Genomic DNA, 23,769 nt, shown 5'->3' with positions numbered 1-23,769 from the left:
GACGTCCGGATCAGGCGTCGCGCAGCGTCAGGGCCAGGGACTCGACCGCCAGCTGGGCCACCAGGCCGGGATTGCCGGCCAGGGTGTCGCGGGTGGCCAGGACCGCCTCCAGGCGGCGCAGCGTCCGCTCGGGAGTGGCCGCGGCGGCCAGCCGGGCCACCTCCGCGGCGGCGTCGGGGTTGATCGGGTCGACGGTGGCGCCGAGCTGATGGGCCAGCACGTCGCGGTAGAGGCCGGCCAGGTCCAGCAGGGCCCGGTCGAGCGAGTCGAGGACCGTGCGGCGGCCCCGGCTCTTCTGCGACTTCTCCAGATCCTTGAGGGCGCCGGCGGCGCCCCGGACCATCATCGTCTTGCCCTTGGGCGGCGACTTGGTGGCTCGTTTGGTCCTGCCGGTGGTGCCGGAGGAGGTCGTGCCCACGCCGAGGGCGGTGCGCAGCGCCTCGGCCTCCGCCTCGTCGCGTTCGGAGTTCGCCGCCTCGGCGTCCGCGTTCGCCGCGCCGACCAGGTCCGCGGCGGCGGCGAGGCAGTCGGCCACCCGGCCGAGCCGGCCGGGAAGCGCCAGCACCTGGGCGCGCCGGGCCCTGGCCTGCTCGTCGGCGGCGAGCAGCCGGGCCCGGCCGAGGTGGCCCTGCGCGGCGCGGGCCGCGACGTGCGCGGTCCGTTCGTCGACGCCGTCGCGCAGCAGCGCCCCGACGAGGTCGTCGACGGACGGCAGCCGCAGCGCCACGACCCGGCAGCGGGACCTGATCGTCGGCATGACGTCGTCGACCGACGGCGCGCACAGCAGGAACACCGACCGGTCCGCCGGCTCCTCCAGCGCCTTGAGCAGGGCGTTCGCCGCGGAGTCGGTGAGCCGGTCCGCCTCCTCGACGAGCAGGATCCGGTAGCGGCCACTGGTGGGCGCGCTCGCCGCGTCCCGGACGAGCGCCCGGACGTCCTGCACGCCGAGCGAGAGCCCTTCGGCGCGTACCGTGCGCAGGTCGGCCGCGGTGTCGGTGAGGACCGTGTGGCAGCCGACGCACTCGCCGCAGCCCGGCGGGCCGGCGGCGGGGGCGGCGCGCTCGCAGCTCAGCGCGGCGGCGAAGGCCCGGGCGGCGTCCGCGCGGCTGGCGCCGGACGGGCCGGTGAACAGCCACGAATGGGTCATCCCGGCCCTCGCGGCGGCCAGCGCGCCATCCGGGCCGCCGATCAGCGCGGCGGCGCCCGCCGCGGCGGTCAGGGCCTCGACGACGGCGGTCTGGCCCGTGAGGCCGTCCCAGACGCTCATCCCGATCCTCCGGGAGAGGCGTCCCGGGCGCCGCGGCCGACGGGGTCGTCCGCGTCCTCGCGCCGGTCCGGTCCGGCCCCCTCCGAGCCGTCCGGGAGATCTGTGTCGCCCAGGAGATCGGTGCTGTCCGAGAGTTCGGCGTCGTCCGAGAGATCGGTCGGGTCCGCCGGGTACGCCCCGGCGGAGATCCTGCCGGTCACGGCCGCGGGCGGCTCGCCGAGCCGACGGGTGACGGCCTGGCGGATCCGGTCGCGCAGCTCGTCGGCCGGCGTCCCGCCGTCCAGGACGACGTAGCGGTGCGGCTCCTCGTCGGCGAGCTGGAGGTAGGCGGCGCGCACCCGTTCGTCGAACGTGGGGGCGGGCGTGTCCGCGCGGCGGCCCGACCGGCCGGCCGCCTCGCCACCGTTCGGTGAGCTGGCTGGACGGGCGCCGACGAGCCGGGAGTTGGCGGGATGGGAACCGTTGCCGGACGAGCCGGTCAGGAACGTCTGGTCCGTGGCGCCGGAGGTGCCAGGCTCGGCGTCCAGCACGATCGTCACGTCGGGCAGCAGCGACATGGTCGCCCACTGCGACAGCACGGTCAGTTCGTCGAGGCCGACGCTGGCGACGGCGCTCTGGTGGGCGACCGCCGAGTCCACGTAATGGTCGGTGAGTACCACCGCGCCCCGGGTGAGCGCCGGCTCGATCACCCTGGCCACATGCTCGGCCTGCGCGGCCGCCGCGAGCAGCGCCTCGGTGCGCGGGTGCAGCGCCGCCGACGGGTCGGTCTGCAGCTCGCGCAGGGCGGTCCGCAGCGGGGCCGCGACCACCACGTCCGAGGCGACGAGCACCTCCCGCCCGGAGCCGGCGAGCCACGCGCGCAGCGCCTCGAGCTGGCCGGCCCGGGTGGCGGAGCTGGCACCCTCGATGGCGACGAACAGGCCCGGGTAGCGGGGCCGGCGGGTCTGGCGGCCGCGCAGCGCGTTCCACAGCTCCGGCAGCACCGGCACGCCGGAGTGGTCGTCCATCTGCCGGTAGGCGAACAGGCCCACGGTGATGGCGAGCAGGCCGCCCCCGAGGAGCACGATCGTCACGCCGTCGGCCCGGACGTCGACGTCGCCCCACAGGTGGACGCTGTGGGAACCGATCAGCCCGACCAGCGGCGGCGCGGCCGCGAGCACCAGCAGCAGGTCGATCCGGACCAGCGACTGGACCAGGGCGAAGGTGCGTCCGCGCAGCTCGTCGGAGACCTCGGCCTGCAGCAGCGTGTTGCCGGTGACCCAGGCGACCCCGGCGAACATGCCGACCAGGACGACCAGGATGCAGGCGAGCACCAGGTTCGGGATGATCGCGACGAATACCAGCGTGATGCCGGCGCCGGTGACGCAGACGCCGAACAGCCGGGTGCGGCTGTAGTCGCCGAGCAGCTTCGGCCCGGCCGCCATCCCGCCCGCGAGCCCGAGGAACACCGCCGCGAACAGCACGCCGTAGGCCGCGTCGCCGCCGCCGAGGATCTCCACGTAGAGCCGGCCCAGCGCGATCACGCAGCCGGCGCCCGCGAAGCCGCCGAGGATGCCGATGACGAGGCCGCGGACGAGCCGGTCGTGGCCGACGAACTTCCAGCCCTCGACGATCGAGGCGAAGAAGCCCGGTTCGGGACTGCTCTCGGGGCGCTGGGCCTTGCCGATCGATTTCAGGCCCCAGATCACGATCGCCGACAGCAGGAACGTCGCGGCGTTGAAGTAGAGCGCGATGTCCACCGACGAGTCGCGGAAGTACGGGTGGCCCGATTCGAGGCTGCGCGAGAGGGTCGCGAGCAGCGCGAAGATCGCCGCGGCCACCGGCGCGCTGCCGTAGGTGGTGAGCAGGCTCAGGGTGTTCGCCGCGGCCAGCCGTTCCTTGGGCACCAGGTGCGGGACGCTCGCCTCCTTGGCGGGTGCCCACAACAGCGTGACGCACTCGATCAGGAACGACGCGATCAGCAGCCAGGTCAGCGTGCCGACGATCGGGATCGACAGGAACAGCCCGAACCGGAGCAGGTCGGTGACCACCATGGTCAGCCGGCGGTCCAGCCGGTCGGCCACCGCGCCCGCGAGCGGGCCGAAGATCAGCGCCGGGGCCAGCCGGATGATCAGTAGTGAACCGAGAGCGTATGCCTGCCCGGAGAAGCTGTGCTGGAGCTGGGTGACCATCGCCGTGGTCGCCAGCAGGCCCATCCAGTCGCCGAGACTGGACAGCCCAAGCTGGATCCACATCCGGCGGAACTCCGGGATCCGCAGCACGGCGCGCACGTCGCCCTCGTCCGAGGACGAGGGCGCGCGCCGCTCCGGCGGTTCCGGCACGCTGGTGACCGGGTGCTGCCCGACCGACTTGACGGCCCACCCCGCCCGCCTGGCGGGCCGGGTGGCCAGCGCGGCGCCTGGCCCAAGGCCAGCGGGGTCCGCGAACGCGAGGTCGGCCGGGTCCGCGGACTCGTCCACGCTCCCGGGCCGGGCGGCGAGCTCGTCCGGCCCGGCGACCGGCCCGGCCGGAGCGCCAGGACCGTCCGGCCCGGCCGCGGCCACCATCAGCTGGCCTCGCCGGCGCCGTCGGAGCTCGTGCCGGACGCCGATCTCTTCGCGGAGGCGCGGGTGCCGGTGCCCTTGGCCTTGGCCTTGGCCGCGGGCTTCGCCTTCGTCCCGCTCGAGGCCTTCGCCGTGCTCGTGGCCTTCGTCGTCGCCTTGACGCCGGTCTTGGCGGTCGTCCGGCTCGCGCGGCGCGGGGTGGCCGGGCCGCGGGCGCGCCGGTCGGCAAGCAGCTCCGCCGCGCGCTCGAGGGTCAGCGTCGTGATCTCGTCACCCTTGCGCAGGCTGGCGTTGGTCTCGCCGTCGGTCACGTACGGGCCGAAGCGGCCCTCCTTCAGCACGACCGGCTTCCCACTCGCCGGGTCGTTGCCCAGCTCCCGCAGCGGCGGGATCTCGGCCGCGCTGCGCCGGCCCCGCGTCTTCGGCTGCGCCAACAGCGCGAGCGCTTCCTCCAGCGTCACCGTGAACAACTGCTCCTCGGACTGCAGTGAGCGGCTCTCGGTGCCCTTCTTCACGTATGGCCCGTAGCGGCCGTTCTGCGCGGTGATCTCCTCGCCGTCCGCGCCCGCGCCGAGCACCCGGGGCAGGGTGAGCAGCTTGCGGGCGTCGTCGAGGGTCAGCGTCTCCAGCGACATCGTCGACAGCAGGCTCGCGGTCCTCGGCGGGTCGGTGTCGGTGGTCACGTACGGTCCGAAACGGCCCGACTTCGCGGTGATCTTCGCGCCGGTCTCCGGGTCGGTGCCGAGCTCCCGGTCGCCGGACGGCGCTTCGAGCAGTTCGAGCGCCTTCGGGATGGTCAGCTCGTCGGGCGGCAGGTCCTCGGGCACGCTCTTGCTGCGCTCGCCGTGCTGCACGTATGGCCCGTAGCGGCCGACCCGGACCACCACCGGCACCCCGTCATCGGTCTCGCCGATGGGGATCGAGTTCACCTCGCGGGCGTCGATCTCGCCGAGCCGCTCGCTGACCAGGTGCTTGAGGCCGGCGTCCGCGCTGACCTTGCCGTTGCCGTTGCCGTTCGCGACCGCGTCGGGGCCGTCGTCGCCGAAGTAGAACCGGGTCAGCCATTCGGTCGACGCGGCGGTGCCGGCGGCGATGTCGTCGAGGTCGTCCTCCATCGACGCGGTGAACCGGTAGTCGACGAGCCGGCCGAAGTGGTTCTCGAGCAGGCCGACGACGGCGAAGGCGAGGAAGCTGGGCACCAGCGCGGTGCCCTTCTTCCACACGTAGCCGCGGTCCTGGATCGTGCCGATGATCGACGCGTAGGTGGACGGGCGGCCGATGCCCAGCTCCTCCAGCGTCTTGACCAGGCTCGCCTCGGTGAACCGGGGCGGCGGGCTGGTCGAGTGGCCGCGCGGGCTGAGCTCCCGGGTCGTGAGCGGGTCACCCCGGCGGACGTCCGGCAGCCGCGTCTCGCGGTCCTCGAGCTCGGCGTCCGGGTCGTCCGCGCCCTCGACGTAGGCGCGCAGGAAGCCCGGGAACGTGATGACCTTGCCGGTGGCGGCGAACTCGGCGTCCTCGCCCGCGCTGGACGCGCCGCCGAGCCGGACGGTGGCGCTGGTGCCGCGGGCGTCGGCCATCTGGCTCGCCACGGTGCGCCGCCAGATCAGCTCGTAGAGCCGGAAGCCGTCCGTGTCCAGCTCGGCGCGCACCTCGCCGGGGGTGCGGAAGGTGTCGCCGGCGGGGCGGATCGCCTCGTGCGCCTCCTGGGCGTTCTTGACCTTCTTGGTGTAGATCCGGGGCTTGTCCGGCACGTACTCGGGGCCGTAGAGCTGGCGGGCCTGCTCGCGGGCCGCGGCCAGGGCCGTCTCGGACAGGTTCGTCGAGTCGGTCCGCATATAGGTGATGTAGCCGTTCTCGTACAGCTTCTGCGCGATCTGCATGGTGCGCTGGCTGGAGAACCGCAGCTTGCGGCCGGCCTCCTGCTGCAGCGTCGACGTCATGAACGGCGCGTACGGGGAGCGCTTGTACGGCTTCGTCTCGACCGAGCGGACCGCGAACGTCGTCGCGGCGAGCCGGTCGGCGAGTCCCCGCGCGGCGGCCTCGTCGAGCCGGACCACCTCGGCCGAGGTGAGCCGGCCGGTCGCGTCGAAGTCGCGGCCGGTGGCGAGCCGGCGGCCGTCGAGCGCGACCAGGATCGCGGGCAGCGGGGTCTGGTCGGCCGCCTTGCCGTCGTGGCCGACGGTGGCCGCGAACCGGCCCTCGATGTTCCAGTAGTCCGCCGAGCGGAACCGCATCCGGGCCCGCTCCCGCTCGACCAGGATGCGGGTCGCCACGCTCTGCACCCGGCCGGCCGACAGCTTCGGCATGACCTTCTTCCACAGCACGGGGGAGACCTCGTAGCCGTAGAGGCGGTCCAGGATGCGCCTGGTCTCCTGGGCGTTGACCAGGTTCTCGTCGATCTCGCGCGGGCTGTCGACGGCCCGCCGGATCGCCTGCGGGGTGATCTCGTGGAAGACCATCCGCTTGACCGGGACCGTCGGCTTGAGCGTCTGCAGCAGGTGCCAGGCGATCGCCTCGCCCTCGCGGTCCTCGTCCGTCGCGAGGTAGAGCTCGCTCGCGTCCTTGACCAGCGCCTTGAGCTTGGTCACCTGCGGGCGCTTGTCCGGAGTGACGATGTAGAGCGGCTCGAAGCCGTTGTCCACGTCCACCCCGAGGCGCGCCCACGGCTTGCCCTTGTGGGCGGCCGGCACGTCGGCGGCGCTGCGGGGCAGGTCCCGGATGTGGCCGATGCTCGACTCGACCTGCCAGCCGGGCCCGAGGTAGCCCGCGATGGTCTTCGCCTTGGCCGGAGACTCCACGATCACCAGTCGGGTACCCGCGCCGCCGGTGGTCCGTCGGCGGCCGGCGCCGCCACGGGCGGTGCCGGACGACGTCTCGTCCTCGTCGACCCGCTCGTCCAGGGCGTCCTCGTCGACGCCCGGCGGCTCGGCTAGCGGTGTGGACGACCGGGACGGGGTCCGGGCCGTCGTCTTCGCGCGCGGTGGCACTGGTCTCCTCGGGTACTGCGTTTCTCGGGTGTAGCTGTCTGCGGTCTCGCGGCCTTGGCACTGCTGACGGGTACTGCTGACGGGCGCTGCCGGTGGGCATCGGGGCCCATGCCCGCTGGTCCTTGGATTACGACACGCGCCGCGGGCCGGCCCAACCGGTTGTGGCGGGGTCGACCGTGGCGCGCGCGTCCTGGCCATCCTCGGGGAGGGCGGCTCCCGAGGGAACCGCGCCGGCCCTCGGGACCGGGTTGGGCTGACAGACGTGCACCAGCGTCGTCCAGCGTGCCACAGGCGGGACGGCTGGGCGGGACGCGGATGGGACGCAACGGCCGCGACCACCCGTCCTCGCTGGTGGCGAGGGCGGGTGGTCGCGTCGGCCGGCGCTGGCGCCGCCCGGCCAGGTGATGGGAGTCGGCGTCGGCTCCCGGTCAGACGTTCACCTGGTCGGCGGTCGCCGAGTTGGGTGTGACCGCCGAGGACGATCCCCCGACGGTGACGTTGGAGGGTGGCGTCGCGACACCGTCCCCGGCGGGGGCCGCGTCCAGGTCCGAACCGCGCCGCTTGGAGATCACGATCACGGCGGCGATCACCGCGACGGCCGCGAGGGCGATGAGGATCCGCAGCCAGGTGTTCTTGTCCTCGCCTACCGAGAACTTCACGACGGTCGGCGCGATCAGCAGGCTGACCAGGTTCATCACCTTGATCAGCGGGTTGATCGACGGGCCCGCGGTGTCCTTGAACGGGTCACCCACGGTGTCGCCGATCACCGTCGCCGCGTGCACCTCCGAGCCCTTGCCGCCATGCGCGCCGTCCTCGACCAGCTTCTTCGCGTTGTCCCAGGCGCCACCGGAGTTGGACAGGAACACGGCCATCAGCACGCCGCCGGCGATCGCCCCGGCAAGGTAGGCCCCCAGGGGCGGGTAGCCGAGGCCGAACCCGACCGCGATCGGCGCCATGACGGCGAGCGTTCCTGGCGTGATCAGCTCGCGCAGCGAGTCGCGGGTGCAGATGTCCACCACCGCGCCGTAGTTCGGCTTCTCGGTGCCGTCCATGATCCCCGGGTGGTCGCGGAACTGGTTGCGCACCTCCCGCACGACCCGGCCGGCGGCGCGGCCCACGGCGCTGATGGCCAGCCCCGAGAACAGGAACACCACCGCGGCGCCGAGTATCAGGCCGACCAGCGCGTCCGGGTAGGCGACGTTGAGGCCGCCCACCACGCCGCGGCCCGCGTCCGGGAGCACGCCGGCTTCGGCGAGGGCGGTGCTGATCGTGTCGGTGAACGAGCCGAAGAGCGCGGTCGCGGCGAACACCGCCGTCGCGATCGCGATCCCCTTGGTGATCGCCTTGGTGGTGTTGCCGACGGCGTCGAGCGACGTGAGGATGGCGGCGCCCTCCTCGGTCACCTCGCCGGACATCTCGGCGATGCCCTGCGCGTTGTCGCTGACCGGCCCGAAGGTGTCCATCGAGACGATCACGCCGACGGTGGTCAGCAGGCCGGTGCCGGCGAGCGCGACGGCGAACAGCGCGACGACGACGCTGCCGGAGCCGAGCAGGTAGGCGCCGAACACGGCCGCGCCGATCAGCACGGCCGAGTAGACCGCCGACTCCAGGCCGACGCTGATGCCGGCCAGGATGTTCGTGGCCGGCCCGGTGGTGGACGCCTCGACGACACCGCGGACCGGCTTGCGCGCCGTCTCGGTGAAGTAGCCGGTGAGGAGCTGGATCGCGGCGGCGAGCACGATGCCGATCAGCACGGCGCTGATCGCGATCACCCGCGGGTTCCCGTCCGGCACGGCGCCGGCCAGGCCGTCGAAGTCGGCGAAGCTGCTCGGCAGGTAGACGAGCGCGACGATGACGACGCCGATCGCCGAGATGACCGCGGAGATGAAGAAGCCGCGGTTGATCGCGGCCATCCCGTTGCGGTCCTTCGCCCGGGGCGCCACCGCGAAGATGCCGATGACGGCGGTGATCACGCCGACCGCCGGGATCAGGAGCGGGAAGACCAGCCCCTGCTCGCCGAACGCCTTCACGCCCAGGATCAGCGCGGCGACCAGCGTGACCGCGTACGACTCGAACAGGTCGGCGGCCATCCCGGCGCAGTCGCCGACGTTGTCGCCTACGTTGTCCGCGATCGTCGCCGCGTTGCGCGGGTCGTCCTCGGGGATGCCCTTTTCCACCTTGCCGACCAGGTCGGCGCCGACGTCGGCCGCCTTGGTGAAGATGCCGCCGCCGACCCGCATGAACATCGCCAGCAGCGCGGCGCCGAACCCGAAGCCCTCCAGCACCTGCGGCGCGGTGTCCCGGAACAGCAGGACCACGACCGCGGCGCCGAGCAGGCCGAGCCCGACGGTGAACATGCCGACGACGCCACCGGTGCGGAAGGCCAGCCGCAACGCCGCCTTCTCGCCGCGCTCGTTCGCCGCCGCGGCCGTCCTGGTGTTCGCCCTGGTCGCCAGCGACATGCCGACGAAGCCGACGAGGGCGGAGAACAGCGCGCCCACGACGAAGAAGACCGAACGCCCGACGCGGGCGCCGACGTCCTCCGCCGGCAGCGCCAGCAGGACGAACGGGATGACGACGACGAACCCGGCCAGTGTCTTGAACTGACGGCGTAGGTAGGCCGCGGCGCCCTCCTGCACGGCCGCGCCCACCTCGATCATCTTGGGACCGCCCTGGCTCGCCGCGAGGACCTCGCGTACCAGGTAGCCGGCCACAAGCAGGGCAAATGCTGCGATGAACGCCACACCGGCGACCAATCCCAGCTGCCCGCCAGTAAGGTCGATCCCAGTGCCCGCGGCGGACTCCGCGGTATGGATCGGGGACATGGCTCCTCCCGGTCTGCACTTTTTGTCCCCTGCGTCATCAGGCGCTCGTAAGTCGTCATGGCTCGACGAAGTACGCGCGTCCGACGGTCACAGCGAGGCGCCGCATCGGGCGACGCCGCGGGTGGCGATCCGGGGGATGTCTGGACTCGTGGGTCACCCGCGGGTTTGGCGGCGCGCAGGTGGTATCGACCGGCGGCGTGGTGCCCTTGCTCAGGGGACATCACGATCGTCGGCGGGCTCAGCGCCTGCGCGGCCGTCCTAGCGGAAGATCCCTGTCCCCACCTCCACCGCACTCCACCGGGAGCACCAACTCCGGTCACGGACGGTTTGCTTGGACCGTCCGTGAGATGCGGCGGAGTCTATCCACACGTCTGCGGCGTGCGCTCGTTTTTGAGCCGCACGCCCCTCTGCGGGTCTGTAGGGACCCTGTCGTGACGACCGTCCGGCCCGCTCGGGCGGGCCGGTGCGACCAGGCCGTCAGCGCGCCGGATTGGCCGCCGCCAGATCGCCCTCTACCAGCGCCTTCATGTCCCAGGACATCGTGACGACCGTGCCGACGCCCTCCGGCCGGCGCCGGATCTGGACGTCGTCGACGAGCCCTTCGATGAGCGCGAGGCCGATGCCGGGCGGCAGCGCGAAGCCCGCCACCGCCGGGTCCTGCCCGTCGGAGAGGTCGGACGGCTCCGCGTCGGCGAGGTCCGAGCCGCCCAGGCCGAGACCGGGGTCGAGCAGCGCCGGCGCCCCGAGCAGCCCGCCGTCGGCGGCGGGGGTCGCGTCGTCGCTCGGCTCGCCCGAGTCGGTCACGGTGACGGTGAAGACGCCGTCCGAGGTCGTCATCCGTACCTCGACGAGGTCCTCGGGCGCGCGGCGGCGGTTCACGCTGACCGCCCGCAGGCAGGCCTCACCCACCGCGAACCGGATCTCGTCCAGGGCGCCGGCGGGCACCCCCGCGCGCCGCGCGACCGCCATCGCGATCCTCCTGGCGGTGCGGACGTGCCCGGGCAGGGCGGCGAAGCGCAACTCGACGGTGGACATCTGGCCTCCCGGGTCCCTGTCGGATCGGCTAGGCCGGTCCGGCAGGTCTGCGATCTGCTGATTCGACAGCACATGGTCGTTCACGCGAGCCTGGGGCGCAGATCGGTGGTAACCCAGGCCAAGGGCACATTCTCACCGCGTCCGGGTGTCGCTGTCCCGTCCGCGAGCTTTCACCCCGTAGATCCTTTGAATCCGGCGGCTCGACGACAGGCCCGCGTAGCCCTGGTCGCGCCGCCCGTGAGTGCTGGGAAGACCGCGGTTCCGCGCGTCCGGGCGCGGTGACCGGTTCGGCGCCGGTGACGGCGCGGCGAGCCGTTGGCCACGCCAACGCGACGTCACACCCGTGCCAGGTCGCCCGTGCCAGGCCGCCCACTCCAGGCGGACGGCTTCCGAGCCCGATGGCGAGTAGGCCCCGACGGCGGGACCGGGTGCCCATGTCCCGAGGTTGGACGTGCCCTGAGGATGGACGCCGTGCCCGAGGGTCCGCGCCCGCTGACCGTTGGGCATCCGGGTGGACGCCTGACCGGCCGCCCGGCGAAGCCGCCTCCGTCTCCGCGGCCGCTTCGCCGGGGGACGCGGAGACGGTAGGGACATCCCCACGCGAGCAGGGCTGCCCGGCCCGCGGGTCAGTCGTCGGCGGCGAGCGCTTCCTCGATGGAGCCGTGGATCGGGAAGACCTTGGTCAGCCCGGTGATCCGGAAGATCTTGAGGATGCGCTCCTGCGTGCAGACGAGGCGCAGCGAGCCGTCGTGCGCGCGGACCCGCTTGAGCCCACCGACCAGGACGCCGAGGCCGGTGGAGTCGAGGAACTCGACGCCCTCCATGTCGACGATCAGGTGGTAGGAGCCGGCCGAGACCAGGTCGATCAGCTGCTCGCGCAACTTCGGCGCGGTGTAGACGTCGATCTCGCCGCCCACGACGACGACCGTGTGGTCGCCTTCCTGGCGGGTCGTGAGGGACAGATCCACGGAACCTCCTGCGGTGCGGACGGCGGCTCGAAGGCGCGCTGGGCGCGCCGCTCGCCGGCGTCTGTCGGACGCTTCGCGCCCGACTGGACTGGTATGGGCTCGGTGCTCGTAGCCGGGCTCGGTGTTCGTCTGGGCTTGCACTGCTGGCCGGGTATCGCTGTCGTCGGGCGGGGCGCTCCGCTCGCCTGCGTCTGTCGGACGCTTCGTGCCCGATCGGCGCGGCGCGGGGCTCGGAGTTCGTCGCTGGCTCGGTCTTCGTCGCTGGCCTGGTGTTCGTCTAGCTTGGTCCCGCTGTCGTCGGTTGGTGCGGGTCTGGCTGATGGTGCGGGTCAGGCGCGGTCGGAACCAGGCCGGGGCCCGACCGCAAGCGCCCACTACCCCGCCGCGCGGAGGATCAATCCGGTGATCCAGGACACGGCGGGCCGGGCGGCCCACAGGCCGGCGCGACCCCGCGCGCCGGGGATGACCCGGCGCGCCGGACCTGACGCGTACCGACGCCACCGGAAATCTACGCCGGAACGCGCGGTCTCGTGTGCCGCTGTCAGTGACCGGCGCAGACCAGCCGCTCAGAAGACACCGCCGTGGCATCCGGCCGGTCGCTCCAACGGCCGCCCGCCACCGCCCGCGGGCGGCGCCCGCTCGCGGCGCCGCTGGCCAGGGGCGGCCGGCGGGCCGGGCCCAGTCGGCCGCGCCGGGTACCCAGCCATCCTCCAGGGCCAGGCCAGTGCGTCATAGCCCGGCTCGCCTACGCTTCATGACCACAGGGAACCAGGCGCCGGACGGGCGGGGAGCGGGGAGGAACCGGTGGGCGACGACCGCGGCTCCGAGATCCTGTCCCGCCTGCGGGCCGACCGGCGCCGGGACCGCTGCGTCACCCACGTCGAGCGGGTTCCCGCGCGCGCCGGCGCGGCGGTCGACTGGCCCGACTGGGTGGACCCGCTGCTGCTCGGCCGGCTGCGCGCGGCCGGCGTCACCGCCCCGTGGAGCCACCAGGCCGCCGCGGCCCAGGCCGCGCACGAGGGCCGTGGCGTCGTGCTGGCCACCGGGACCGCGTCCGGCAAGTCCCTCGGCTACCTGCTGCCGGTGCTGTCGGGGCTGCTCGCCGACCCGGGCGCGCGGGCGCTCTATCTCGCGCCCACCAAGGCGCTCGCGCACGACCAGCTGCGCGCGGTGCGCGCCCTCGCGCTGACGGCCGTCCGAGCGGCCAGCTACGACGGCGACACGCCCACCACCGAGCGGGACTGGGTGCGCGCGCACGCCACGTTCGTACTGACCAACCCGGACATGCTGCATCGCGGCATCCTGCCGGGACATCGCCGTTTCGCCCCGTTCCTGCGCGGCCTGCGCTACGTCGTCATCGACGAGTGCCACGGCTATCGCGGGGTGTTCGGCGCGCACGTCGCGCAGGTGTTGCGCCGGCTGCGGCGGGTGTGCGCGCGGTACGGCTCACAACCGGTCTTCCTGCTCGCCTCGGCGACCGTCGCCGACCCGGGAGTCTCGGCGCGGCGGCTGACGGGTGTCGACGTCGAGGTGGTCGACGAGGACGGCTCCCCGCGCGGCGCGACCGACTTCGTCCTGTACGAGCCCCCGCTGTTCCTCACCGCGCCCACGCGGGCACCGGCGGACGCCCCGGGCGGACTCCCGGCCGCGGAGGCGGCGGCGTCAGCGGTGGGGGCGTCGGTGAACCGGGTGTCGCCGGCCGGGGTGTCGGCGGCCGGGGTGTCGGCGGCCGGGGGTGCGGCGGTGGGCCGGGCCGTGGCGGCCGGGGCCGCCGTCGTCGCCCGGGAGGGCACGGGTACCCGGGGCGAGACGGATGTCGCGATCGGGACGGGCGCCGGCGTTCGCGCCTGGGCGGGAGAGCCCGGCGAGGGGCCTGGGCCTGGTGCCGGTGAGAACGGGGCGCCGGTGCGGCGCTCCGCCACCGCGGAGGCCGGTGACCTGCTGGCGGACCTGGTCGCGGACGGGGTGCGCACGCTGGTCTTCGTCCGCTCGCGGCGCGCGGCGGAGGTCGTCGCGAGCTCGGCCCGCCGCGCCCTCGGGCTGGTGGCGCCCGAGCTCGGTGACCGGGTCGCCGCCTACCGGGCCGGCTACCTGGCGGAGGAACGGCGCGCGCTGGAGGCCCGGCTGCGTTCGGGCGACCTGCTCGGCGTCGCCACGACGTCGGCGCTCGAGCTCGGCGTCGACGTCAGCGGGCTGGACGCGACCGTGACCGCCGGCTATCCGGGCACGCTCGCCTCCCTGTGGCAGCAGGCGGGCCGTGCCGGCCGCGCGGGGCAGGGGGCGCTCGCGGTGCTGGTCGCCAGGGACGACCCGTTGGACACCTACCTGGTGCACCACCCGGAGGCGGTGTTCGGCCGGCCGGTCGAGGCGACCGTGTTCGATCCGGACAACCCCTACGTGCTCGGCCCGCAGCTCGAGTGCGCGGCGGCCGAGCTGCCGGTGACCGAGGCCGACCTGGAGCTGTTCGGGCCGGCGGCCCGCGCGGTGCTCGACGACCTCGTCCGGCGCGGCCGGCTGCGCCGGCGTCCGAACGGCTGGTTCTGGACCCAGCGCCACCGGCCCGACGTTGACATCCGCGGGGTCGGCGGCGCGCCGGTGCGGATCGTCGAGTCGGCCACCGGGCGGCTGCTCGGGACCGTCGACGCGGCCACCTCGCACTCCACCGTCCACCCCGGCGCCGTCTACCTGCACCAGGGCGTCAGCTTCGTCGTCGACGAGCTGGACCTGGACGAGTCGGTCGCCTTCGTCACCCACGCCGCGCCGGACTGGACGACGACCGCCCGCGACCACACCGACATCCGGATCCTCGAGGCGACCAGGTCGCGGCCCGTCGACGACGGGCTGACCGTGTACTTCGGCGCCGTCGAGGTGACCAGCCAGGTGGTCGGCTACCAGCGGCGACTGATCACGACCGGGGAGGTGCTCGGCGACGTGCCGCTCGACCTGCCGCCGCGCCACCTGCGCACGCGCGGAGTCTGGTACGTCGTCTCGGACCAGCTGCTGGAGCGGGCCGGCGTGGCGCCCGCCGAGGTGCCGGGGGCGGTGCACGCGGCCGAGCACGCGGCGATCGGCCTGCTGCCGCTTTTCGCCACCTGCGACCGCTGGGACATCGGCGGGGTGTCGACCGCGCTGCACCCGGACACGGGGCAGACCACGGTGTTCGTCTACGACGGGCATCCGGGGGGCGCCGGCTTCGCCGAGCGCGGCTTCGGGCGGTTCACGCCGTGGCTGACGGCTACCCGTGACGCGGTCGCCGCCTGCGAATGCCCGAACGGTTGCCCGTCGTGCGTGCAGTCGCCGAAGTGCGGCAACGGCAACGAGCCGCTCGACAAGTCGGCCGCCGTGCGCCTGCTCGATTCCATGCTTGCCAGGCTTGGCCCGGCGTAGCGGCACTCCTTCTAACTCTTACGGGTATATCCGGCCGTCCCACGGGTAAGTGGCCACAGCCGGAGGCGATCACGCCGCCGTCCGACCGGCTCGCGGGCTGGTCGCCATCACGGTTCGATCCTGGAGGACGAGGTGCTCACCGTAGGCGCCTTGCTGCTGGTCATCGCCGGCGTGCTCGCAACGGACATCGCGCTCGAAAGCACCGGAACGTCGCAGGTCACCATCGCGGGTGACGACGTGATGGTCGACAGTTGGCGGTTCTTCCTCTTCGGCATGATCCTCGGGGTGCTGGTCCTGCTGGGCTTGCAGCTCGTGGTCCGCGGGCTCGCGCGGGCCCGCAGGCAGCGGCTCGCCGAGCGCCGTCGCCTCCGCGAGCTTGCCGCCGCCGGCCAGGCCGGCGCCCCGGCGCCCGTTCCCGTGCCCGCCCCGGCTCCGGTGCCCGCCCCGGCTCCGGTGCCCGCCCCGGCTCCGGTGCCCGCCCCGGCTCCGGTGCCCGTTCCGGCACCGGCGCGGGCCGGCCGGGCCGGCGGCCCGGCTCGGGCGCGGGTTGGCCAAGCCAACGCGCCGGCCCCGGGGGCCGGGGGGGGGGGGGCGGGGGCCCGCCCCCCCCGCGCCCCCCGCGGCGGCCCGGGCGCGGGGGGGGGGGGGCCCGGGGCCGGCCCCCACGGGCGCCGACGGCGTCGGCCCGGGTGGCCGCGACGGGCGCGCGGACAGCGCGCCGACCCAGCCCAGCACGCCGGTCCGTCCCACCGCGCCGGTCCGTCCCACCGCGCCGACCCGTCCCACCGCGCCGCCTGTGGTGGAGAAGACGCCCGCCGCCCCTCCGGCGCCGGCGGCCGTTCCGGCTGCCTCGCCCTCGACCTCCTCGACGACACCCATGTGGCGGCGCCGCCGGTCGGCGGCCGCGGCCGGGGCACCCGGTGACACGGACGCGGTGGACCCGGGTGACGGTTCGCCGTCGCGCCAGCCGTCGCCGGTCGGCGTCGCCGGCGGAGGCGCCCCGTCGTCCTCGGGCGGCCACCCCGGCGACCGGGTGATCGCCCGCGTCCGGGACCTCCGTCGCTCCGGAGGCGACTCCCGCGGCTGACCCTCAGGTAGGCGCCGGCCCGTGGATCGGCGTGGCCTCGCCGGCCACGCCGATCCACGGGCCGGCGCGGGCGGTCGCGGCGAGCGGGCCGACGAGGCGCGGCACCGACCGCGCCCGGGCCTCGACGACGACCTCGACCACGCCGTCGCCTGCCCGGCAGGAGACCAGCACGGTGCCGTTGCGCCTGGCGAAGGTCCGAGCCCGCTCGCACGCGACGGCGGGGTCACCGGTGCGGTCCCTCGCCCCCGCGAGAGCGGCCAGGTCCGCGCCGGTGGCCGCGCGCCGGCGCGCCAGGGACACCCCGCTGGCGGCCAGCATGACCCCGGCGGCGGTGGCGACGACGAGAAGCCAGCCGAGGAGCAGCACCGTCGCCGAGCCCCGGTCGGCCCGCCGCCGAGCGCTGGCGTCTCTCGCCGCGCTCACCCGTCGCCCCCTTGGCCGCCGTCACCGCGTGACCTGTCGTCCGATGCGCCGCCCAGGTCGTCGGCGGAGTCGCCGGCACTGGAATCACCGGCGCCAGAATCAGGGGTGGCGGAGTCCTCGGTGGCGGAGTTCTCGCCGGCTGGGCCGCCGTCGTCGGCGCCCCCGCCGACGAGCGGCGGTTCGGCCGGGGCGATCGCGGTCGCCGTCAGGTCCAGCGGAGTGAACGGGAGGTCCGCCGCCGGGAGGCGGTACCGGACGGTCACCGTCACCTGGTCGTCCTGCCTGGCGATGGTGACAGTGGCGCCGGCGGGAGCGGTCCGCAGGACCCAGGCGGCCACCCGCGTGTCGCCGTCGCCCCGGGCGGCGGCCCGGGCGCCGATCCGGGCGGCCTCGGCCGCTCGTGCCTGCGCGCCGGCCGCCGCGAGCAGCCAACAGGCGAGGACGACGAGGACGGCGAGCGTCGGCAGGCCGAGCGCCAGTTCGGCGGTGGCCTGCCCCCGGTCCGGCCGCCGGGGACGGGTCGGCGCGGCCAGCCGGGCCCTTCGAGAGCGGTTCACGGCGGTCAGAACGGCGCGGACAGCGCGCGGCGCACGATCGACATGATCATGTCCTGGGTGGCCGAGCTGCTGACGGCGGCATAGAGGACGCCCGCGAACGCGACCGCGGCGACCGTGCCCACGGCGTACTCGGCGGTCGACATGCCGGCGTCGCGACCCCCGCCGGGCCGGCGCGCCGGGTGGTCCCCGGCAGGGCGCCAACCCGGCCGCCAGGCCGGCAGGGCGCGGTCGATGGCCAGCAGGGCGCGGCCGGCGAGCAGCGCGGGCAGGAAAAGCAGCGCGGGCAGGAGGAGCGGCGCGGGCAGGAGGAGCAAGGACGACAGCGGGTACATCGCTGACACCTCCGGGACGGCGAACGGCGTGGGTGAGGAGCTGGCGGCGCGGGAGCTGGTGGCGGCCGCCACCAGGCCGGCTGGGTGGCGCGCCGGGTGGCGTCGGCCTGAGCAAGCCGATCGTGATCGGGCCACGCCGTCGGCGCCAGGGCCGCGGGCCCGCCTGTGGACAGCGCTGCTCTGTCCCCAGGGGTGGCTCATGGCCACCCCCCTCGGGGCCGCGGCGACAGGATCCCGGCCGCGCTGGCCCGCTCGCCGCGGGCCTGCCCGTCGTGCCCCACGGGGAGCGCGTCAGCCGGTGGGCAGGCTGGGTAGCGAGCCGAGAACGGTCGGCACCACACCCAGCAGGAGGAACGCGGGCAGGAAGCACAGCCCGAGTGGGGCGACGGCGGCGACGCCCGCCCGTCGCGCCGCGCCGATCGCCTCGTCGTGCGCCTGCGCCCTGGCGCGGGCCGCGATCCTGGCCAGCGTCTCGGCGAGCCGGGCGCCGCTGTTCTCGACCCGGCCGAGGGCCAGCGCCGCCGCCACCAGCGGGCGCGCCGGCCCGGAGCGCCGGACGCCGGCCCGCCGCCACAGGGCGTCGAGCCTCCCGGGAGGCGCCGTCCCGGCGGCGAGCAGCCGGGCCGTCGCCTGGGGCACGGACGCGCCGAGCCGCAGCCCGCGGGCGGCCGCGGCGAGCTCCGTGCCCAGCGGGCCACCGATCCCGGCAGCTGTGGCGGCCAGCGCCGCCGGCGTGGTCGCCCCGGCGGCGAGGCAGGCGGCGATCAGGTCCAGTGCCAGGGGCAGGTCCGCGAGCAGTCGGGCGCGCCGCCGCCGGTACGGGTCGGCGGGCAGCGCGGCACCGACCAGCGGCGCGGCCGCGCCGGCGGCCAACGCCACCCCCAGCGCGCGTTGGCCGTGGCTGAGACAGGTGGCCGAGGCGGTGCCCAGCGCGCCCGCCAGCGTGGCCCCGACCAGCGGCCGCGTCCACCGGCGCGCGCCGCCACGTGCCCGCGGCTCGGGCCCCTCCCGCTCGGGTGGCCCCGTCGGGGCACTCGCGTGCCGGGCCACCCGGTCACCGGTCCAGCGCAGCCAGCGCAGGCCCAGCAGGTCGAGCAGGACCCCGGCCGCCAGGCAGAGCGAGCCGGCCGGGGTGTCGAGCAGCACGTGCGCCGGGTTCGCCCCGAGCAGGGCGGCGAAGGCGATGCCCACGACCGGCAGGCCCGCCACCAGCCGCCCGGACGAGCGCGGCCCGGCCAGCGCCGCGGCGAGCTCGCCAGCCCGCCGCGCGTCCGCGCGCGCCTGCTCGGCCAGCGTCCGCGCGACCGGAGCCAGCCGCGCGCCGCCGGCCCGGCAGACCCGCAGCGCCGCGCCCAGCTGCGCGAGCGCCGGCGTCCGGGCGCCGGCGAGCAGTTCGGCTGGGTCCGCGCCTACGGCCAGCCCCGCGCGCAGCGCCGCCAGCTCGCCGCCGCGTCGCGCCGCGGGCCAGGTCGTCTGGCGGGCGGTCGTCTGCCTGGCGGCGGTCCGGCTGGCGGTGGCCGGGCTGCTGGTGGTCTCGCTGGCGGCGCCGTGCTCCGCGGTGAGGCCCGCGGCCGCGTCGCCATCGTCGGCGGCGGCCACCGCGGCCCGCAGCGCCGCGTCCGGGTCCGCGCCGGCGTCCAGCTCGGCGGCGAACGCCGCCAGCAGGTCCTCCGCCGCCGCGCGGGCGTCCGCGTCGGCTCGCCGGGCGGCCGCGCGGCGAGCCGCCCGGACGGCGGTGGCCAGCACGGCCAGGGCCAGCGCTACCGCCGTCACCGCCGGGGCCCGAACGGGGGCGGCAGGGCGATCCCGCGGTCGCGCAGCAGGTCTCTGAGCCAGGGCAGACCTTCCGCCGGCAGCATGCCGCCGCCTGGCCCTGCCGGCGGCCCGGCGGTCGCGGGGCCGGCAGGGGCGCCGGCGATCGGTGTCGCGGCCAGCGCCGGCCGTACGCGCACCAGCCCGTCCGGCTCCTGGCGCAGCACGCCGACCGCCGCGACCACCCGCCGGCCGGCGCCGTCCCGGCGCAGATGGACGGTCGCGTGCACGGCCGCGGCCAGCAGGCTGTGCGCCTCCGGCCGGGAGAGCCCAGCCAGCGCCCCCAGCGCCTCGACCCTGGCCGGCAGTGCCCCGGGCCCGCCCGCGTGCAGGGTCGTCAGCCCACCCTCGTGCCCGGTGTTGAAGGCGACCAGCAGATCAAGCACCTCCGGGCCGCGGACCTCACCCACGACCAGCCGGTCGGGCCGCATCCGCAACGCCTGCCGGACGAGGTCGCGCTGGGTGATGGCGCCCGCGCCCTCGATGTTGGGCGGCCTGCCCTGCAGCCGGACGACGTTGTCCCGGTCCAGCGTGAGCTCGGTGGTGTCCTCCACGACGACCAGCCGCTCGGCCGCGTCCACGCAGCCGAGCAGCGCGGCGAGCAGGGTGGTCTTGCCGGTGCCGGTCCCACCCGTGACGACCACGGCGAGCCGGCCGGCGACCAGCGCGCGCAGCACCCCGACCAGCGACGCGCCCGCCGCGCCGCCGGCCGTGCCACCTCCGACGAACTCGGTGAGCGTGACGGGCACCCGGCGCGGACGGCGCAGCGACAGGCAGGTGCCGCCGACGGCGACCGGCGCCAGCACGGCGTGCAGGCGGGTGCCGTCGGGCAGCCGCGCGTCGGCGAACGGCGCCGCCGCGTCGAGGCGCCGTCCGCCGGCCGCGGCGAGCCGGCTGGCCAGCCGGCGCACCGCCTCCTCGCCGGCGAACCGGATGGCGGCCCGTTCCAGGCCGTGGCCCCGGTCGATCCAGACCTCCGCCGGACCGTTGACCAGGACGTCGGTGACGGCCGGGTCGGCGAGCAGGGCGTCCAGCGGCCCGGCGCCGAGCAGCTCCGCGGCGACGGCCCGGCCGACCGCCTCCCGGTCCGCGGCGGGCAGCGGCCCGGCGACCTCGTCCAGCACCCGGGCCACGTCCGCCGGTGTGGGCGGGTCGGTCGCCAGCGCGAGCCGGTCGCGCACCCGCGCGACGGTCGCGGCCGGCGCCTCGGCCGCGGCGGGCGGCCCGGGCACGACCGGCGTCCCGCTGACGGTGGGTGGCCGGCGCGGCCCTCCTGGCGCGGCGGCGTCGGCGAACCGCGGGGCCTGGGTCGGCGGGGCATGGGTCGGCGGGGCAGGGGTTGGCGGGGCAGGGCGCATGCGTCCAGATCCCTTCGGCGCGGGGACGGGCACGCACCACGGTGAGCCCACGAGCCCCTGTGGAGGACCGTCGTCCACAGACGGGCCCGCGGGGTACGAAGAAGGGCTGGTCGCGGGATCCGGCGCGGATGTGTCGGGTGTACCCGTGCCGCGCCGGCCAGAGTTCCGGAAGATCATGAGGATGCGCGTCGACCGGATCCGGGGTCTGACGCACCACCAGGGGATGACCGCTGGCGCGGACGCGCTCGGCTTCCGGCGATCGTGCGCCCGCCGGGCGCGGGTCAGGCCCGGCCGATGGCCTCGCAGACGGCGAGGGACTCGCGGGCGCCCAGCTCGACGGCGCGGGCACAGTGCAGGAGCCAGCCGCGCAGGCCCTCGGCCCCGCCATGCGCGTAGCCCGCGGCGGCGGCCCGGTAGGCGGTGACCTCGGCACCGGCGGCGCCGTCCCCAGGCCCGGCCTCGAGGTGGCCGACGTCGGTCGCGGTCACCGCCTTGGGGTCCAGCCCGCGCCCGACGAGGACGAGCCGGGCGGCGGCGCGCGCGATCATTCCGTCCAGGGCGCCGAACGGGCGCAGGGCGAGCAGCTCGCCGTGCACGATCGCGCTGACCACGATCGCCGGCGCCGAGGTCCGCTCGACCAGCAGGCCGACCAGGCCGTCGAGCCTGGCCGACAGCTCGGCCGGGCCCGGCGCCGCGCCCAGCTCGAGCGGGTCCGCGGCCGCCATGGCCGCGCGCGGCCGGCCGAGCGCGCCGTCCGGGACGATGCCCCGGCCAAGCAGGGTGTGCATCCTCGCGAGGGCCTGGCGCGGCGCTCGTTCCCAGGCCGTGGTCAGGCTTCCCAGCTCCGCGTACAGCCGGACCGCCCCCAGCGTCGCCGCCAGGTCGCCGTCGGCGGCGGGCGCGGCGTCGCCATCCGCCGCCTCGGTCAGCCGCGTCCGCAGCGTCTCCAGGTCGACGCCGTGGCCCTCGAGCGCGGCGCTGGCGCGGGCGGAGCGAAGCGAGGCCTCGGCCGTGACCTCCGCGCTGCGCCGCCGGAGCACCCGGTGCCGCAGCAGGGCGTCCACGGCGGAGCGGGCGGCCATGACCGCCTCGTCGACGCCGGGCAACGCCGCGACCCGGGCGAACGGGTCGGTTCCGATTCCTGCCTGCGTGCTGGGGGCGCTCGACACGCCGCCGACGCTACCCGCCGGGCGGTGCCGGGGCCGTGGACCGGCCATCCCCGGCGGTGGGCGGGCGGGTCCGCGGGGCTCGGCGCGGGCCCGGCCGGCCCTGGGCGGCGGCTCGGCCAGACGCAATCGAGCCGGAACCAGGACCACCCGACCGCTACGCGCCACGTGGAGGTGTCGCGAGCGGCACACTGGACGGTGGGTAGCGGGGAGTGCCGGGTGGGTAGGCAGGCCAGGATCGTTCAGGTCGGCTGGGTCCACCTCGCCTCAGCGGCCGGGGGATGGGGAGGGACCTGTGATGGCGTTCGGAAACGGGGACCGGCGCGCGGGGCGGGACGCGTCGCTGGGTGAGCTGGTCGCGACCGCGACCAGGGACATGTCGCTGCTCGTGCGCCAGGAGATCGACCTCGCGAAGGCGGAGATGTCCCGTCAGGCGACGGCCGCGGCGCTCAGCGTCGGGCTGATCGGCGCGGCGGCCGGTCTCGGTCTCGGCGCCCTGATCGCACTGACGATCTTCTTTGGTGAGCTGCTCACCTGGGCGGGGCTGGAGCGTTTCTGGTCCTATCTGGTCACCGCGGTCCTGCTGCTGGTGATCGCCGGGCTGCTGGTCGGAGTCGCCGTGCTCCGGCTGCGCAAGCTCCAGCCGCCGGCGCGGACGATCTCCTCGGTCCGGGAGGACGTCGCGATGCTTCGGCATCCCGCCGCCGCTGCCGGCCGCGGCGGCCCGACGCCGGCGCCGGCCGTCGCGTCGATCCCGCCGTCGCGCGCGAACGGGCACTCGGGGCGGCCCGCGCGGCACGAGCACCCTCAAAGCTGACGCACCTCGCGCGACGTGGCCGGCCAGCGTAGGGCATGCTCGGGTACTGACAGCCGGCGGTGGACGAACGCCGTGGGTTCTTGGCGGCCCCATCGGGGAGTTCTCGTGCCCGGCTCCACGCGAGGTCCTGGTGCCAGGGCTGGGCGGGGATCCACCGGCTGCCGGCCGAACCCCACGAGCGGTCGTCGAACGCGGACGCCAACCGGCGGAGCGCGGCCGAGCCTACGGGAGCCAGCTGGGTGGGGAAGGTTGTCGTGTCTGAGCCCGCCAGTGTCCTGATCGACGGGCCTTGGCGGCACCGCGACGTCTCCGCGAACGGCACCCGGCTGCATGTGGCCGAGCTCGGACAGGGCCCTCTGGTGCTCCTGCTGCACGGGTTCCCGCAGTTCTGGTGGGCATGGCGCCACCAGCTGGTGACGCTGGCCGAGGCCGGATACCGGGTGGTGGCTCCGGACCTGCGCGGGTACGGCGCCAGCGACAAGCCGCCGCGGGGCTACGACGCGTTCACGCTCGCTGACGACGTCGCCGGACTGATCCGCGCGCTCGGCGAGCGTGACGCCGTCCTGGTCGGCCAGGACTGGGGTGGGCTCGCCTGCTGGGCGGCGGCGGCCGTGTGGCCACGCCAGGTCCGCCGGATCGCCGTGCTCGGCATGCCGCACCCGCTGCGGATCCGCCATCAGTACGCGGTGAGCCCGCGGGGACAGGGCCTGGCCGGCGCGCACCTGTTCACGTTCCAGCTGCCCTGGCTGCCGGAACGGCAGCTGGTCGCCGCCGACGCGGCCCGGGTCGGCGAGCTGCTGCGCGCCTGGGGCGGCCCCGGCTTTCCCGGTGAGGAGGAGGAGCGGCGCTACCGCGAGGCGATGGGCATCCCCGGGGTCGCGCACAGCTCGCTGGAATATCACCGCTGGGTGTTCCGCTCGCTGTTCCGGCCGGACGGCGCCCGGTTCGCGCAGGCGCTGCGGCGCTCGGTGACCTGCCCGGTGCTGCACCTGCACGGCGGCGCGGACCCGTTCCTGCTGGCGGACACCGCGCAGGGCTCCGGCCGGTACGTCAGCGGCCCCTACAGCTGGCGGCTGTTGCCGGGTGTCGGTCACTTCCTGCCCGAGGAGGCGCCCGACGAGGTCAGCGGCGCGCTCCTGCGCTGGCTCGACACCGCGGCCCCGCCGGGGTCTTCCGGCTGACCTCCTGGCGGTCCGGGGATCCCC

Annotated in this window: 16 protein-coding genes; 4 read left to right on the top strand and 12 right to left on the bottom strand. The window is 75.7% G+C overall.

Translation table 11 applies throughout. The features are described 5' to 3' along the window. Positions 1–10: 10 nt before the first annotated feature. The 6 genes from I6A81_RS08305 to I6A81_RS08280 all read right to left on the bottom strand — a co-directional run bounded on the left by I6A81_RS08305 (position 11) and on the right by I6A81_RS08280 (position 11,625). Entirely contained in the window at positions 11–1,267 is a 1,257-nt protein-coding gene (locus tag I6A81_RS08305; RefSeq protein WP_203010142.1) for a DNA polymerase III subunit delta', read from the bottom strand. Continuing rightward, complete coding sequence (locus I6A81_RS08300) at positions 1,264–3,813, bottom strand: bifunctional MFS transporter/dTMP kinase (protein ID WP_238430640.1); 2,550 nt, start codon at positions 3,811–3,813, stop codon at positions 1,264–1,266. Before I6A81_RS08300 ends, I6A81_RS08305 begins: the two co-directional genes overlap by 4 nt. After that, a complete protein-coding gene (topA, locus tag I6A81_RS08295) occupies positions 3,813–6,797 on the bottom strand; it encodes a type I DNA topoisomerase (RefSeq protein ID WP_203006582.1) in 2,985 nt (994 codons plus the stop codon). Before topA ends, I6A81_RS08300 begins: the two co-directional genes overlap by 1 nt. Positions 6,798–7,225: 428 nt before the next feature. Then, positions 7,226–9,622: a sodium-translocating pyrophosphatase gene (locus I6A81_RS08290; protein WP_203006583.1), complete on the bottom strand. Its 2,397-nt coding sequence runs from the start codon at positions 9,620–9,622 to the stop codon at positions 7,226–7,228. 477 nt (positions 9,623–10,099) lie between these two features. Next, complete coding sequence (locus I6A81_RS08285; protein WP_203006584.1) at positions 10,100–10,657, bottom strand: ATP-binding protein; 558 nt, start codon at positions 10,655–10,657, stop codon at positions 10,100–10,102. A 626-nt stretch (positions 10,658–11,283) separates the two neighbouring features. Beyond that, positions 11,284–11,625 carry an STAS domain-containing protein gene (locus I6A81_RS08280; protein WP_203006585.1) on the bottom strand — a complete coding sequence of 114 codons (342 nt, stop codon included), beginning with the start codon at positions 11,623–11,625 and terminating at the stop codon, positions 11,284–11,286. 804 nt (positions 11,626–12,429) lie between these two features. Between I6A81_RS08280 and I6A81_RS08275 the strand changes: the two genes are divergently transcribed. Together I6A81_RS08275 and I6A81_RS44755 are read left to right on the top strand one after the other, a co-directional pair. Then, positions 12,430–15,012, top strand: a complete 2,583-nt coding sequence (locus I6A81_RS08275) for a DEAD/DEAH box helicase (protein ID WP_203006586.1) — start codon at positions 12,430–12,432, stop codon at positions 15,010–15,012. Positions 15,013–15,144: 132 nt separating this feature from the next. Continuing rightward, positions 15,145–15,936: a hypothetical protein gene (locus I6A81_RS44755; RefSeq protein ID WP_203010141.1), complete on the top strand. Its 792-nt coding sequence runs from the start codon at positions 15,145–15,147 to the stop codon at positions 15,934–15,936. Between the two features lie 166 nt (positions 15,937–16,102). On the opposite strand, the gene I6A81_RS08265 is transcribed toward I6A81_RS44755, so the two are convergent. From I6A81_RS08265 to I6A81_RS08240, 6 genes are all read right to left on the bottom strand, one after another. Further along, the gene (locus I6A81_RS08265) at positions 16,103–16,522 is read right to left on the bottom strand and encodes an Rv3654c family TadE-like protein (protein ID WP_203010140.1); all 420 of its coding nucleotides are present in this window, start codon (positions 16,520–16,522) and stop codon (positions 16,103–16,105) included. Further along, entirely contained in the window at positions 16,519–17,079 is a 561-nt protein-coding gene (locus I6A81_RS08260; protein WP_203008276.1) for a TadE family type IV pilus minor pilin, read from the bottom strand. The genes I6A81_RS08265 and I6A81_RS08260 overlap by 4 nt, the downstream gene beginning before the upstream one ends. A gap of 5 nt (positions 17,080–17,084) precedes the next feature. Next, complete coding sequence (locus I6A81_RS08255) at positions 17,085–17,411, bottom strand: DUF4244 domain-containing protein (RefSeq protein ID WP_203008280.1); 327 nt, start codon at positions 17,409–17,411, stop codon at positions 17,085–17,087. A gap of 291 nt (positions 17,412–17,702) precedes the next feature. Next, positions 17,703–19,184, bottom strand: coding sequence for a type II secretion system F family protein (locus tag I6A81_RS08250; protein ID WP_307874535.1), 1,482 nt, complete (start codon positions 19,182–19,184; stop codon positions 17,703–17,705). Then, positions 19,181–20,581 (bottom strand): TadA family conjugal transfer-associated ATPase, encoded by a 1,401-nt coding sequence (locus I6A81_RS08245; RefSeq protein ID WP_203007233.1) that lies wholly within the window; start codon positions 20,579–20,581, stop codon positions 19,181–19,183. The genes I6A81_RS08250 and I6A81_RS08245 overlap by 4 nt, the downstream gene beginning before the upstream one ends. Positions 20,582–20,862: 281 nt before the next feature. Beyond that, positions 20,863–21,750 carry a Fic family protein gene (locus I6A81_RS08240; RefSeq protein ID WP_203007234.1) on the bottom strand — a complete coding sequence of 296 codons (888 nt, stop codon included), beginning with the start codon at positions 21,748–21,750 and terminating at the stop codon, positions 20,863–20,865. 295 nt (positions 21,751–22,045) lie between these two features. On the opposite strand from I6A81_RS08240, the gene I6A81_RS08235 reads away from it, so the two are divergent. Further along, on the top strand, positions 22,046–22,564 hold the full coding sequence (locus tag I6A81_RS08235; RefSeq protein WP_203007235.1) for a phage holin family protein: 519 nt from the start codon (positions 22,046–22,048) through the stop codon (positions 22,562–22,564). A 254-nt stretch (positions 22,565–22,818) separates the two neighbouring features. Beyond that, positions 22,819–23,745 carry an alpha/beta fold hydrolase gene (locus I6A81_RS08230; protein ID WP_307874534.1) on the top strand — a complete coding sequence of 309 codons (927 nt, stop codon included), beginning with the start codon at positions 22,819–22,821 and terminating at the stop codon, positions 23,743–23,745. Positions 23,746–23,769: the final 24 nt, after the last annotated feature.

The sequence above is a fragment of the Frankia nepalensis genome (genome assembly GCF_016786325.1).
Taxonomy (GTDB): Bacteria; Actinomycetota; Actinomycetes; order Frankiales; family Frankiaceae; genus Pseudofrankia; species Pseudofrankia nepalensis.
Note: the sequence above shows the minus strand (reverse complement) of the source record. Positions and strands in the feature narration are given on the sequence as shown.

Excerpts from the sequence above, each read along its gene's own strand:
- I6A81_RS08235 (WP_203007235.1), top strand. The coding sequence starts at position 22,046 with ATGGCGTTCGGAAACGGGGACCGGCGCGCGGGGCGGGACGCGTCGCTG.
- I6A81_RS08285 (WP_203006584.1), bottom strand. The coding sequence starts at position 10,657 with ATGTCCACCGTCGAGTTGCGCTTCGCCGCCCTGCCCGGGCACGTCCGC.
- I6A81_RS08290 (WP_203006583.1), bottom strand. The coding sequence starts at position 9,622 with ATGTCCCCGATCCATACCGCGGAGTCCGCCGCGGGCACTGGGATCGAC.
- I6A81_RS08245 (WP_203007233.1), bottom strand. The coding sequence starts at position 20,581 with ATGCGCCCTGCCCCGCCAACCCCTGCCCCGCCGACCCATGCCCCGCCG.
- I6A81_RS08300 (WP_238430640.1), bottom strand. The coding sequence starts at position 3,813 with ATGGTGGCCGCGGCCGGGCCGGACGGTCCTGGCGCTCCGGCCGGGCCG.
- I6A81_RS08255 (WP_203008280.1), bottom strand. The coding sequence starts at position 17,411 with ATGTACCCGCTGTCGTCCTTGCTCCTCCTGCCCGCGCCGCTCCTCCTG.
- I6A81_RS08305 (WP_203010142.1), bottom strand. The coding sequence starts at position 1,267 with ATGAGCGTCTGGGACGGCCTCACGGGCCAGACCGCCGTCGTCGAGGCC.